The organism is Halioglobus sp. D3-4 (genome assembly GCF_055809315.1).
The window spans coordinates 4603127-4616155 of the sequence record NZ_CM147907.1 but is presented as its reverse complement, the minus strand read 5'-3'; the positions used below and the strand labels follow the sequence as shown (position 1 = coordinate 4616155).

At 58.7% G+C, this 13029-nt stretch carries 12 protein-coding genes; 9 read left to right on the top strand and 3 right to left on the bottom strand.

The window, feature by feature from the left end:
• Positions 1-5: 5 nt before the first annotated feature.
• Positions 6-2360 (bottom strand): DNA polymerase II, encoded by a 2355-nt coding sequence (locus tag AC0L6S_RS20440; protein ID WP_473425956.1) that lies wholly within the window; start codon positions 2358-2360, stop codon positions 6-8.
• 136 nt (positions 2361-2496) lie between these two features.
• Here AC0L6S_RS20440 and AC0L6S_RS20435 point away from each other — a divergent pair, with 136 nt between their 5' ends.
• A complete protein-coding gene (locus AC0L6S_RS20435; protein WP_473425955.1) occupies positions 2497-2841 on the top strand; it encodes a pentapeptide repeat-containing protein in 345 nt (114 codons plus the stop codon).
• A gap of 56 nt (positions 2842-2897) precedes the next feature.
• Here the strand turns inward: AC0L6S_RS20435 and AC0L6S_RS20430 are convergent, their stop codons facing one another.
• Both AC0L6S_RS20430 and AC0L6S_RS20425 read right to left on the bottom strand, forming a co-directional pair.
• The gene (locus AC0L6S_RS20430; RefSeq protein ID WP_473425954.1) at positions 2898-3923 is read right to left on the bottom strand and encodes a DUF2333 family protein; all 1026 of its coding nucleotides are present in this window, start codon (positions 3921-3923) and stop codon (positions 2898-2900) included.
• 13 nt (positions 3924-3936) lie between these two features.
• Positions 3937-4398, bottom strand: coding sequence for a copper chaperone PCu(A)C (locus tag AC0L6S_RS20425; RefSeq protein ID WP_473425953.1), 462 nt, complete (start codon positions 4396-4398; stop codon positions 3937-3939).
• Positions 4399-4561: 163 nt separating this feature from the next.
• Between AC0L6S_RS20425 and AC0L6S_RS20420 the strand changes: the two genes are divergently transcribed.
• The 8 genes from AC0L6S_RS20420 to purH all read left to right on the top strand — a co-directional run bounded on the left by AC0L6S_RS20420 (position 4562) and on the right by purH (position 12906).
• Positions 4562-6346, top strand: a complete 1785-nt coding sequence (locus tag AC0L6S_RS20420) for a protein-disulfide reductase DsbD family protein (RefSeq protein WP_473425952.1) — start codon at positions 4562-4564, stop codon at positions 6344-6346.
• 213 nt (positions 6347-6559) lie between these two features.
• Positions 6560-7012: a type II 3-dehydroquinate dehydratase gene (gene aroQ / locus AC0L6S_RS20415; protein ID WP_473425951.1), complete on the top strand. Its 453-nt coding sequence runs from the start codon at positions 6560-6562 to the stop codon at positions 7010-7012.
• 12 nt (positions 7013-7024) lie between these two features.
• Entirely contained in the window at positions 7025-7492 is a 468-nt protein-coding gene (gene accB / locus AC0L6S_RS20410) for an acetyl-CoA carboxylase biotin carboxyl carrier protein (protein WP_473425950.1), read from the top strand.
• Between the two features lie 42 nt (positions 7493-7534).
• Positions 7535-8875: an acetyl-CoA carboxylase biotin carboxylase subunit gene (gene accC, locus AC0L6S_RS20405; RefSeq protein ID WP_473428658.1), complete on the top strand. Its 1341-nt coding sequence runs from the start codon at positions 7535-7537 to the stop codon at positions 8873-8875.
• 45 nt (positions 8876-8920) lie between these two features.
• Positions 8921-9814, top strand: a complete 894-nt coding sequence (gene prmA, locus AC0L6S_RS20400) for a 50S ribosomal protein L11 methyltransferase (protein ID WP_473425949.1) — start codon at positions 8921-8923, stop codon at positions 9812-9814.
• 197 nt (positions 9815-10011) lie between these two features.
• Complete coding sequence (gene dusB, locus AC0L6S_RS20395; RefSeq protein WP_473425948.1) at positions 10012-10998, top strand: tRNA dihydrouridine synthase DusB; 987 nt, start codon at positions 10012-10014, stop codon at positions 10996-10998.
• Positions 10995-11318 (top strand): DNA-binding transcriptional regulator Fis, encoded by a 324-nt coding sequence (fis, locus tag AC0L6S_RS20390; RefSeq protein ID WP_473425947.1) that lies wholly within the window; start codon positions 10995-10997, stop codon positions 11316-11318. The genes dusB and fis overlap by 4 nt, the downstream gene beginning before the upstream one ends.
• 13 nt (positions 11319-11331) lie before the next feature.
• Complete coding sequence (gene purH / locus AC0L6S_RS20385) at positions 11332-12906, top strand: bifunctional phosphoribosylaminoimidazolecarboxamide formyltransferase/IMP cyclohydrolase (RefSeq protein WP_473425946.1); 1575 nt, start codon at positions 11332-11334, stop codon at positions 12904-12906.
• Positions 12907-13029 lie beyond the last annotated feature (123 nt).

Below are 13029 nucleotides of genomic sequence, written 5' to 3'. Positions count from 1 at the left end.
GAACCCTAGAACAGGCCGATCTGCTTATCGGTAAGTGCGCTGAACGAGCTACCGACAAAACCGAGAATGCCGTCCGCGACCGGCGCCAGTTGACGGTCGACGTAATGCTGGTAATCCAGCGGCGCCAGCGGCCGGGCGGCAGGCTCTGCGCCGGCAGTAGTAATCACGTATTCCACCCAACTGCCCCGGGTGGGTAAAGGTAGCCCTCTGTCCGCGTAAAGACGCGCTGCCTGCACATGGGGCGGCACGTTGCGCTGGTAGTCATCCAATCTGCGCCGCAAGCGCTTGCGAAAAACCAACTGGGCGTCTTCATCGCCTGCCAGCACCCGCGCCGTAACAGCCTTGACGTAATCCGCGTAAGGCTCCTGCCGAAAAATGCGCCCGTAGAGCTCTTCCTGAAAATTGCGGGCCAGCCGCGTCCAGTCTGTACGCACACTCTCCAGTCCCTTGAACACTAACTGATCGCCGTCTTTACCGGATACGACACCGGCATAACGTTTTTTGCTGCCCTTGTCCGAGCCTCGCACCGTGGGCATCAGAAACCGCTTGAAGTGGGTCTCGAACTGCAGCTCCAGTACGCTCTGCAGGCCAAATTCTTCGCGCACCCGATCGCGCCACCAGTTGTTGAGGTCCCGCTCCAGTTTTTTCCCGGCAGACAGGGCCTGGTCGTCGGAATTGGCGTCCTGAATCCAGACGAACACGGAATCAGTATCACCGTATATAACACGGTGCCCAGCCGCCTCGATTACGTCCCGGGTAAGGCCGAGTATCTGGTGTCCGCGACGGGTGATCGATGTAGCGAGACGGGCATCGAAGAAACGACAGCCCGGCGTACCCAACACGCCGTAAAAACTGTTCATGATAATTTTGATCGCCTGCGACAGCGGCCCATTGCCCTCCGCCTTCGCGGCATCGCGCTGCTGCCAGAGCTGTTCGATCAGGGCCGGAAGAATATGCCCTTCCCGCGCGAAGTGCCCGTCCAGATAACCCTCGACCGTCCCCTGCGCCGGCAATTGACCTGACATACCCAATGCCAGGCCCAGCGGGTCGATAAAGAAGGTGCGAATGATACTGGGGTACAGGCTTTTAAAATCCAGTACCAGCACATGATCGTAGATACCGGGCATGGAATCCAGCACAAAGCCGCCGGGGCTGGCGGTGTGCTCGGTGCTGGCGTTGGGCGCAACATAGCCGGCCCGATGTAGCCGCGGCAGATACAGGTTGTCGAAGGACGCCACTGAGCCGCCCATGCGATCCAGATTGAGACCAGTCATCGCGCTGCGGGCTACAGCAAAATCCAACATTGCTGTGGCGTCAAAGATTTGAGAGACCAGCTCGCAGTCTTTCAGGTTATAGGCGGCGAGGCTGGTTTTATCCTGCTGGAACTGGCGGGTGATCTCGCCACCGCGATCGCTGCCGTGCAGCAGTTTCCCCTCGCCCAACAGTTCGCGCGCGACATTCTCCAGTGAGAAGCTTTCAAAGCGGTAAAATGCCGCCCGCAGCAGTTCGATACCATCAAGTATCACCCGGCCAGGAAACTGTACTGTGTAGCGCTCACCGTCGTCGTCAAGTTCACGCCAGTGACCCGGGCGGCGCTCCCTGCCCAGCAGTAGGCGGCGACCCAGATGATCCGCTACCCGCTGCAGATATCGGGTGTCAAAATTCACCACATTCCAACCGATCAGCACATCTGGATCGTAGTCCACAATCCAGTCCAGAAAGGCCTGCAATAGGTGCTCCTGCGTCGAGCAGGTCTGCACAAACGCCTGTTGCGCGCCCTCACCCAGCATAAATACCCGCCGCTCCTCACCAGCGGAGGAGTTACCGTGCACGGCGATGGAATACAATTGCAGCCCCTCCATCGCCGTCTCTATATCGAAGGACACAACCTTCAGCGAAGGCAGGTAGTCGCCCTTTTTGACTGCCGGATCTTCCAGCAAGAGAAATTGACCGCGGCGACGGACTGCGCCGTGCAGGCGCGCCGAGCCCGCCACAAAACGCTCCATCAAATAGCGATCGGCTGGGTTGATAGCGGCCTCCAGCGGATCGAGCCCATTGGCCCGCAACTGGTCGGCGGCGCGGCGCGCCTGCCGATATTGCCGGAAATACAGCCCGACTACCGGGGCCATCGCAAAGCTGCGCAGGGGCACCTTCCTGGTCTCCAGCCCGGGCACCGTGCCCAGCAGCTTAAGTGCCCTTGCCAGTGCATGCTCCGGCAGAAAAAACACGCTGCGCTCGCCGCGCACCAGCGCGCACAGCGGCCCCTGCACCGTGCTGAACCAGAATTCCAGTTCAATACCTGCGGGCGTATCGCGCCAATTGCGGGTCAGGAGAAATCCGTCGAAAGTCTGTGCAGTCAAACTCCACCTTCTGTTTTGCCTCAGGGGCTGGGCTTGGCCGACGCGGTAGCTTAAGCTATCCCCGGGTATACGGTCGCCGGGTGCGCCCGAACGACCGCCCGAACCCGACTCGGACAATCATAAGCAAGGTAATGCAATGGACAAGCCCGTCATTAAACAAGACCCTTTATACCAGCTGCTGCGCACGGAAAATATCAAGGAATTCAACGAACAGCGCGACCAACTGGATACCGACGAACTCAAGAATGGCGACTATCGGGGGCGCGACCTGCGGAATATGAATGCGGCGGGGCTGGATTTCAGCAACTCCTACTTCCGCAACGCCGATCTCAGCGGCATTGACTTTCGCAACACCAATCTGGAAGGTGCCAGTCTGCTCGACGCGAAGCTGTCGGGCACCTATTTCCCAGCGGCGTTGAGCGCACAGGAGATCCGGCTCTCACTGGAGACAGGAACACGCCTACGCTATAGCAACGACTGAGCAGTCGGGCGAAGCTGGCCGGTGCGGTGATGCCGCATCGGCCAATCACACGACTGCTAGCCCTGAGAGAGCAAATCGCGCAGATCGATAATGGCCGAATTGGCACGGCTGAGGTAGGAGGCCATCACCAGTGAGTGATTGGCCAGTGGACCAAAACCGCTGCCGTTGAGCACCATCGGGCTCCACATGGCCTCCTGGGTGCCTTCCAACTCACGGATAATCTGTCTAACACTCACCTGGGCATTCTTTTTACGCAGCACATCGGCGAAATCGATTTCCACCGCTTTGAGAAACTCGATCAGCGCCCAGGCCGTGCCGCGCGCCTCCCAAAAGACATCGTCGATTTCGGTCCAGGGGGTTCTCACCTCCTGTTCCATCGGTGCCTTGGTAGACTGTTTGGCCGCCGTATCACCGGCTAAATCAGTATTGAGCCGCAGTTGGCCCACGCTGGCGCTGAGGCGCTGGGACAAACTGCCGAGCCGACTGTCGACCGTTGACAGCCAGTAGCGCAGGTTGTCCGCTCGCGCGTAAAACTGGGCCCCGCTCGCGTCTTTATCCGACAGACGACGGAAATACTGTTTGGCGTATTTCAGTCCCTGGCGGTACTCGGATTCAGAGGACGGTAGTACCCAGCTGTCCGAATTGAAGTGGAAGCGAGGCTCCATCTCTACCAGATCGACATCTTCCTTCGATTGCGACTGCGAACGACTGAACACTTCACGCATTGCCCGCGACATGTCACGCACCTGAATCAGCACGCCGTATTCCCAGTTGGGCATGTTGTCCAGCCAGACACCCGGCGGGAACCTGTCATTGTGTGTATAGCCACCCGGCTTATCCAGCAGGACCTCCATCGCTCCAATAAGCGCCCCCATAGTGACAGCGCCTGTGACAAGCTTGTCCTTGGGACCGACCTGTATCCCCTCCGCTTCGGTCAGAGCCACAGCATTGGCCCGCACATCAAAGGGGGGCGGCGTAATGCTCCAGTACATGCCAAGCAGAATTGCACCCAACAGGTATACGCCGAGCACGGCCCCCCCGACCTTGAGCCAGGAAGAGGTTGGATCAGTAAACTTGTTCATGATATTACTCTGTTCAGTGGTGGTGTTGATGATCAGACGTGTCGTCGCTCTTACGCACTTCAGCGTCCGTGCAAACTTCTTCGTCGGTGATCAGTTGCAGACAGATTTCAACGTCATCGCCAGGTACCAGCCTAAACGCCAGCCCAAATAACATCAAATGTTTGCCACCGGGCGCCAGTTCCACACGCTCTCCCGGCGCAACCGCCAGCCCTTGCAACTTCTCCATGCGCATCAGACCATCCACCTCCTGGGTGACATGCAACTCTACCGATTCCGCTACATTGGAACTGGCACCAACAATGGCCACCGCAGACTCCCCGCGATTGACCAGCGTGAGATAGCCTGCAGAGTTGGGTTGAAACGGCGGCATGGCCCTGACCCAGACATTCTCAAATTCCAGCGAGGTTTCTGCCGCAGCCGTTGCGGCCCACGAAAAAAGACTGGCAACCAATGCCAGCATCCATATTTTGTTCACTATTGAGCTCCGATTGCGAAACTAATGCTGCGTATAGACGTCATAGCAGTGTACCACCCGTGGAGACTTTGATCCCACCCTCTTCGCCACTTCCGCAAAGACTTGGTACAATTCGGCCCCGAAATTGTGCGGCAATGAGCGCTGCCACCGGTAAGGAATAGATATGCGTGCAATGCTCACCAGCTTGCTACTACTGATCAGCAGTACCTGCCTTGCGCAGGGTTTCGACGCTGTCGATCGCAGCGTGCCGGGCACCGCCATGCCTGGCTCTGCCATTGGGGCTTCCACCACACCGGAGTTCCTGCCGGTGGAAGAAGCCTACCAGCTGGCCGTGGAGATTCTCGGCGAACGCGACGTGCTACTGCACTGGCAGATCACCCCCGGCTACTACCTCTACCAACACCGCTTCGACGTCACTCTGGAAGATGCGGCAGGCACAGTGGCATTGCAGACCGAGCTGCCGGCAGGCCTGCTGCACAACGATGAGTATTTCGGTGAAGTGGAGATCCACTACAACAGCGCCGATATCACGGTGCAACTGCAGCGTGCCACACAGCGCGCAACTCTGGCGGTGACCTCGCAGGGCTGCGCTGACGCCGGGCTGTGCTATCCCCCGCAGAAAGAATTTTTTGAGCTGAATTTCGAAACCGGCACAGCGACAGCCATCGCTCCCCCGTCGGCCAAGGCCAGCCAGCAGACACCGCCCGCTAGCGCATCCAGCACAGGCGAGACACTGCTGATGATGCTGGCGCTGGCCTTCCTCGGTGGCTCAATACTCAACCTGATGCCCTGCGTCTTCCCGATCCTGTCACTAAAGGTGCTCAGCTTTGCACGCAGCACCGATCACGACCGGCACCTGCACAGCTGGCTATACACAGCCGGCGTTATCGCCAGCTTCGTACTGGTGGCGGGACTGCTGATTGTCCTGCAACAGGCGGGGAGCGCCATCGGCTGGGGTTTTCAACTGCAGTCGCCGGGTTTTGTCATCGCCCTGGCCTACCTGTTCATCGCCATGGGCCTATCCCTGTCCGGCGTGATTGCAATGGGCGGAAACCTGATGAATACCGGCAGCGAGCTCGCCAACCGAGGCGGGCTCAGCGGCAGTTTTTTCACCGGCGTACTGGCAGTTGTGGTGGCCAGCCCCTGTACCGCGCCTTTTATGGGTACCGCACTGGGCTTTGCCGCCAGCCAGCCGCCACAGATCGCACTATTGATCTTCGCTGCACTCGGCGCCGGCATGGCCGCGCCCCTGCTGCTGTTCAGCTACAGCGGGGCGGCGCGGGCCATGATGCCGAAACCCGGCCCGTGGATGGAAACACTCAAACAATTCCTGGCTTTCCCGCTCTACGCCACAGCACTTTGGCTGTTCTGGGTGGCGGGCAGGCAGACCGGCGTAAACACGATGACAGTCGCGCTCGCCGGCGCACTGGCGCTGGCATTGGGCCTGTGGCTGTGGAGTGACAGCCGGACGCGACGGATACTGGCCATCATCTGCCTGTTCGGAGCGGTCGGCCTCGGCTCAATGCGCGGGCTGGATGGGGGGGGCAACAGTGGAGATACGGCGCTTGCCAATGGCCGCATGGCCTGGTCTGAGGAACAGGTGGCGGCGCTGCGCGCTGCTGGCAAACCGGTGTTTGTCGATGTCACCGCGGACTGGTGTATTACCTGCATTGCGAACGAAACAGCCGTGTTGTTCACCGATGACATAGAGCAGGCCTTTGCCGATCATGGCGTGGCCTATGTGGTCGCCGACTGGACCAACCAAGACGCCGATATTGCCGCACTGCTGAAAAAACACGGCCGCAACGGCATCCCCCTTTACCTCGCATACTCAGCCGATACAGATGAACCGCCGTTAATTCTGCCGCAGGTATTGACCAAAAACACCGTGCGAGAGGCTCTGCAGGCGATTTCTGGCACAAACACTGACGTTGCAACCACTTTCTAGACCATTTCACGAAAATAGGCTATTTTTTCGGGCTGACAGCAAATGGGAGCGCATTTTTTTGTACGCGCCCCCGCTATCAAAAAATCTAGCTAACTTCTGGAATAAAGTAGCTATATTCTGCCAAAATTCACAAACTTATCGATTTACTGGACAGCCTCGAATATTTGCGCGAGAATTCCAGCTCATCGTGCTCCAGCGGGGAGAGCCATCCGAATGGCGACCATTTTAGTACTACACGGCCCCAACCTGAATCTGCTGGGCGAGCGCGAACCACATATTTATGGCAGCACCACTCTGGCTGATATCAATCAACAACTGACAACTCAGGCCGAGGCGCGAGGACACCAATTGGTGCACCTGCAGAGCAATGCCGAGTACGAACTGGTAGAACGCGTGCAGGCTGCGCGCCGCGAAGGGGTCAGCTTTATTCTCATCAATCCCGCTGCGTTCACGCATACCAGTGTAGCGCTGCGCGACGCGATTGCCGCAGTGGGGATTCCCTTTATCGAAATACACCTGTCCAACACCCATGCCCGGGAAGACTTCCGGCAGCGCTCCTATTTCTCGGACATCGCACAGGGTGTCATCTGTGGGCTGGGCGCGCAGGGTTACGAACTGGGGCTGCAAGCCGCTCTGAACCAATTGGAACAACCGAAAACACATTGACGAGACCGCACTATGGACATTCGCAAAGTAAAAAAACTGATCGAATTGCTGGAAGAGTCCAACATCGACGAAATTGAAATCAAGGAGGGCGAGGAGTCCGTGCGCATCAGCCGCAACAGTGCCGCTGCGCTATCGATGGCTGCGCAGAGCCCGCCGGTGTACGCCGCGCCTGCTGCTGCGGCGCCACCAGCGCCGGCTGCCCCCGCAGCAGAGCCCGCAGCACCTGCGGCGGATGCCGCCCCTGCCGGCCACCAACTGAATTCCCCGATGGTTGGCACGTTTTACCGTGCGCCATCACCCAGCTCTCCCTCGTTTGTGGAAGTTGGCCAGACGGTCAATGTTGGCGATGTCATCTGCATCGTCGAGGCGATGAAAATGATGAATCAGATCGAGGCCGACAAAGCCGGCACCATAGAGGCCATCCTCGTTGAAAATGGACAGCCAGTCGAATTCGACCAACCCCTGTTCTCCATTGTTTAAGCGCAGTTCAGCCAGAGACGAACCGAGGATCACCGCATGCCCATTCTAGAGAAAGTACTCATCGCCAACCGCGGTGAGATTGCGCTGCGCGTGCTGCGGGCCTGCAAGGAGCTGGATATCCCGACGGTTGCGGTACACTCCAAAGCAGACCGCGAGCTCAAGCATGTCCTGCTGGCAGATGAAGCCGTCTGTATCGGGCCTGCGCCATCGACCGAAAGCTACCTTAACGTACCCGCCATTATCAGCGCCGCCGAAGTAACCCGCGCCACCGCCATCCACCCAGGATATGGCTTTTTGGCTGAGAATGCCGATTTTGCCGATCAGGTGGAAAAGAGCGGCTTTATTTTTATCGGCCCCACCGCCGATACTATCCGCCTGATGGGCGACAAGGTCTCCGCGATTCAGGCCATGAAAGAGGCTGGTGTACCCACGGTACCCGGCTCCGACGGCCCCCTGACCGGTAACGACGAACAAACACTGGCGATAGCCCGGCGTATCGGCTACCCCGTGATTGTTAAAGCCGCTGCCGGCGGCGGCGGTCGAGGCATGCGCGTGGTACACGAAGAAGCCGATTTGCTCAGCTCGATACAGGTAACGCAATCCGAGGCCGCGGCCGCCTTCGGCTCTGATGTCGTCTATCTTGAGAAGTTTCTGCAACGGCCTCGTCATGTGGAGATACAAGTGATCGCCGATGGCCAGGGCAATGCGATACACCTCGGCGACCGGGACTGTTCACTGCAGCGTCGCCATCAGAAAGTCCTCGAAGAGGCACCAGCTCCGGGTATTCCGCAAGAAGTGCGCGATGCTGTGGCAAACTCCTGCGTGCAGGCCTGTATCGATCTCGGATACCGCGGTGCCGGCACCTTCGAATTCCTGTACGAGGATGAAGGTTTCTATTTCATCGAGATGAACACCCGTGTGCAGGTGGAGCATCCGGTCACTGAAATGATCACAGGGATCGACATTGTGAGGGAGCAGCTGCGTATTGCCAGTGGCTTGCCGCTGTCTGTCCAGCAAAGCGACATCACATTTCGCGGGCACGCGTTTGAGTGCCGCATCAATGCCGAAGACCCCAAGACATTCCTGCCCTGCCCCGGCAAGGTCACTACATTCCACGCACCCGGCGGTCTGGGTGTGCGCGTTGACTCACACCTGTACGACGGCTACACCGTGCCACCCTACTACGACTCACTGATTGCCAAAATTATTTGCTACGGCAATGACCGTGCGACCGCGCTGGCAAAAATGCGCCAGGCACTGGACGAGTTAGTGGTGGAAGGGATTCGCACCAACACCCCTCTGCACGGCGAGTTGGTGCGTGATCCGGCATTTATGGCAGGCGGAGTGAGTATCCACTATCTCGAAAAGCGTTTACAGGAGTAGCACCATAATTGTCGTCTGTCTCTCGCATACGCTGCGAGCGCCATTGTGACGTGGCTGCAATTGCGCGTGGACGCGCAGCGCGCCGAGATCTCCGAATGGGAAGATGAGCTGCTCGCCAGCGGCGCCGTGGCCGTCACACTGGAGGACAATGCCGATCAGCCACTGTTGGAACCAGGTGTGGGTGAAACGCCCCTGTGGAATCTGACCCGCATCACCGGCCTCTACCCTGCAGACTCCGATATGAAACGTGTCCTGCAGGCACTCCCCGAACACCTGCGCAAAACCGGAAACGCGCGCGTGGAGATCCTGGAGGACAAAGATTGGGAACGGGAGTGGATGCAGCGCTACCAGCCCATGCAGTTTGGCGAGCGCCTCTGGGTGTGCCCCAGTTGGCTGGAGCCACCAGAGCCCGGCGCAGTCAACCTGATGCTGGATCCCGGCCTCGCCTTCGGCACCGGCACACACCCCACCACCGCCCTGTGTCTCGCTCAGCTCGAGGGTATGTCCCTCCAGAACCAGACTATCGTTGACTACGGTTGCGGCTCCGGCATACTCGCGGCCGCCGCACTCAAACTGGGCGCCGCACGCGCACTGTGCGTCGACAATGACCCCCAGGCACTGACGGCATGTGCCGACAATGCTGCCCGCAATGCGATTGCCGCGCAGCGACTGACGGTAAAGCTGCCACAGGATGTGAACCAGGCGCACTGGACAGGAAAGGCCGAATTGGTGATTGCCAATATCCTGGCCGGCCCGCTGATGGAACTTTCGGGAACGCTGATCAATTTTCTACAGCCGGGCGGCACCTTACTGCTCTCTGGCCTGCTGAAAAATCAGGCGCAGGTGCTGTGCGAGCACTACGCTGATCGTATGCCCATTGCCATCGTTGCAGAAAAGGATGGCTGGGTGTGCCTGCGCGGGATATACCCGGGACAGTAATCCCCTACTAATACAGAAACCGGACGCGACAGCCGCCATTTCAAACTGACCACCGCCGCGACGGCTGGGCGTATTCATATACCAGGCAGCGCTCTATACCCTGCTCCGCTGGTTTTTTATGCGGCTTTCCTTCCACACTTTCCCGCGAGCGAGTATCATACCGCCTCTTTTTCATTACCTTCTTCAGATGGCATCCAATGCTCAGTATCGGACCTTACACATTGCCCAATCGCGTCGCTCTGGCGCCGATGGCGGGTGTTTCCGATTTGCCGTTTCGTCGGCTGTGTGCCGAATTCGGTGCGGGCCTGGTAGTGTCGGAAATGATCAGCGCCAATCCCCGCCTGCGCAATTCGCCCAAGACCCAATGGCGCAGCCAACACGATAATGAAATCGCACCGCGATCAGTACAGATCGCCGGCAACGATCCAATGCAGATGGCCGAGGCCGCCCGCTACAATGTTGAACACGGCGCACAGATTATCGATATCAACATGGGCTGCCCGGCCAAGAAGGTCTGCCGCAAAGCTGCCGGCTCTGCCCTACTGGCAGATGAGTCGCTGGTGGCATCCATCCTGCAAGCGGTTACCGCTGCGGTAGACGTGCCTGTCACGCTAAAGATCCGCACCGGCAGTTCGCCCGCTCACAGAAACGGCCCGACCATCGCCCGTATTGCAGAAGATGCCGGTATCGCGGCGTTGGCTGTGCACGGTCGAACCCGCGCCTGTGCCTTCACCGGCGAGGTGGAATACGACACCATCGCAAAGATCGTTGCCACCGCCGATATTCCGGTATTCGCCAATGGCGATATCGATTCGCCCGAGATGGCCGCAGCTGTCATCTCACATACCGGCGCGGCCGGAGTGATGATAGGTCGGGCCGCCCAGGGCAGGCCCTGGTTGTGCGGTCAGATTGCGACGTACCTGGAGTCTGGCACAACACCAGCGGCGCCCAGCGCTGATGAGCAGATGAGAATTCTCCACCGCCACGTCACTGAGCTCCATAAATTCTATGGTGATTTCATGGGCGTACGTATCGCGCGCAAGCATGTCAGCTGGTACCTGAATGCCAGAGGCGACGCACTTTCACAGCGAAAACAGTTCAATCGACTTGCATATCCACAAGAGCAGCTACACTTCATACAACAGCTGTCAGAAATCGAATACGAAAAGGAACTCGCAGCATGATCAGGGCCGAATCCCTCCAAACCAGCGCGGCTGGCGAATTGACCGCCGCCAACGATATCAACACACCGCCGACACCGGCAGCCAGCAACTTGCGCGAGGCCGTGACATCAGCAGTGCGCGAGTATCTGGAGCAGCTGGACGGCCAACTGTCCAGCGACGTATACCAGATGGTTCTGGCGGAAGTTGAAGCACCGCTGCTGGAAGAGATCATGGCCTACACCCGCAACAACCAGACCCGAGCATCGATCATGCTGGGCCTGAACCGCGGTACGCTGCGCAAAAAACTCAAGCAGTACAACCTGATCTCCGAACGGAACTAGGGTAGATATTGCAATGAACGAACATGATTTGGTAAAGATCAATCGCGCCCTTATCAGCGTCTCCGACAAATCGGGCATAACCGAATTCGCTACTGCCTTGCGCGAGATGGGCGTAGAACTGCTCTCCACCGGCGGCACCTATCGCCTGCTGCAGGAGGCCGGGTTGGACGTCACCGAAGTGGCGGACTATACCGGTTTCCCCGAAATGATGGATGGCCGCGTAAAAACCCTGCACCCCAAAGTGCACGGCGGCATACTCGGTCGCAGAGGGCAGGATGACAGCGTGATGGCAGAGCACGGTATCGCCGCCATCGACATGGTCGTGGTCAACCTCTACCCCTTCGCAGCCACCGTCGCCAAACCCGACTGCACGCTGGAAGATGCCATCGAGAATATCGATATCGGCGGCCCCACCATGGTGCGCGCGGCGGCCAAGAACCACCGCTTCGTCAATATCGTCGTCAACGCTACCGATTACAGCGGCATCCTCGCTGAAATGCAGGCCAATGACGGCAGCACCTCTCTGGCAACCCGCTTTGATCTGGCGATAAAGGCCTATGAGCACACGGCAGCCTACGATGGTGCTATCGCCAACCACTTCGGCACATTGGTACCCGGCGGCTCAGCCAGCTTTCCGCGCACCTTCAATACCCAGTTTCACAAGATGCAGGAAATGCGCTACGGCGAGAACCCGCATCAGCAGGCCGCATTCTATGTGGAAGCTAACCCCACTGAGGCCGGTATCGCCACCGCCCGCCAGATTCAGGGTAAGGAACTGTCCTATAACAATGTCGCCGATACCGATGCGGCACTGGAGTGCGTCAAAAACTTTGAGCAGCCAGCCTGTGTGATCGTCAAGCACGCCAACCCCTGTGGTGTGGCGGTTGCCGAGACTATCAGCCGGGCATATGACCTGGCTTTTGCCACCGATACGGAATCTGCTTTTGGCGGGATCATCGCATTCAACCGTGAACTGGACGCCGAGACGGCCAAGAGTATTGTCGAGCGCCAGTTTGTCGAAGTGATTATCGCTCCGAGCGTAAGCGATGAGGCCGCTGCACTGGTCGCGGACAAGAAGAATGTCCGCCTGCTGGCCTGTGGCGAGTGGACGGCGAGCAGCCCGGCACTGGACTATAAGCGGGTCAACGGCGGCCTGCTGGTGCAGGATCGCGATCTCGGCATGATTACCCGCGAGGACTTGCGCGTGGTCAGCAAACTGCAACCCACCGAGCAGCAGTGGCAGGACCTCCTGTTTGCCTGGAAGGTTGCCAAGTTCGTTAAATCCAACGCCATTGTTTATGCGGCTAACGGCCAGACTGTCGGTGTCGGCGCAGGACAAATGAGCCGTATCAATTCAGCCCGTATTGCGGCTATCAAGGCTGATCATGCCGGGTTGCAGGTGAAGGGTTCGGTGATGGCATCCGATGCCTTCTTCCCATTTCGCGACGGTATCGACAGTGCCGGCGAATCAGGTATCGCAGCGGTGATTCAGCCGGGTGGGTCGATTCGCGATGAAGAGGTTATTGCGGCGGCAGATGAGCATGGCATGGCGATGGTGTTTACCGGCATGCGCCATTTCCGACATTAAGGATTGTGGTGTCTACTCTTGCTGGATGCCCGGCAGATGCGTGGCTGTGTCACAGCGGGACACGCCGTAAACCCATGCCCATAAACAGGGGCGGGCCCTCCATGGGGGCTCGAGCTGCGGGAG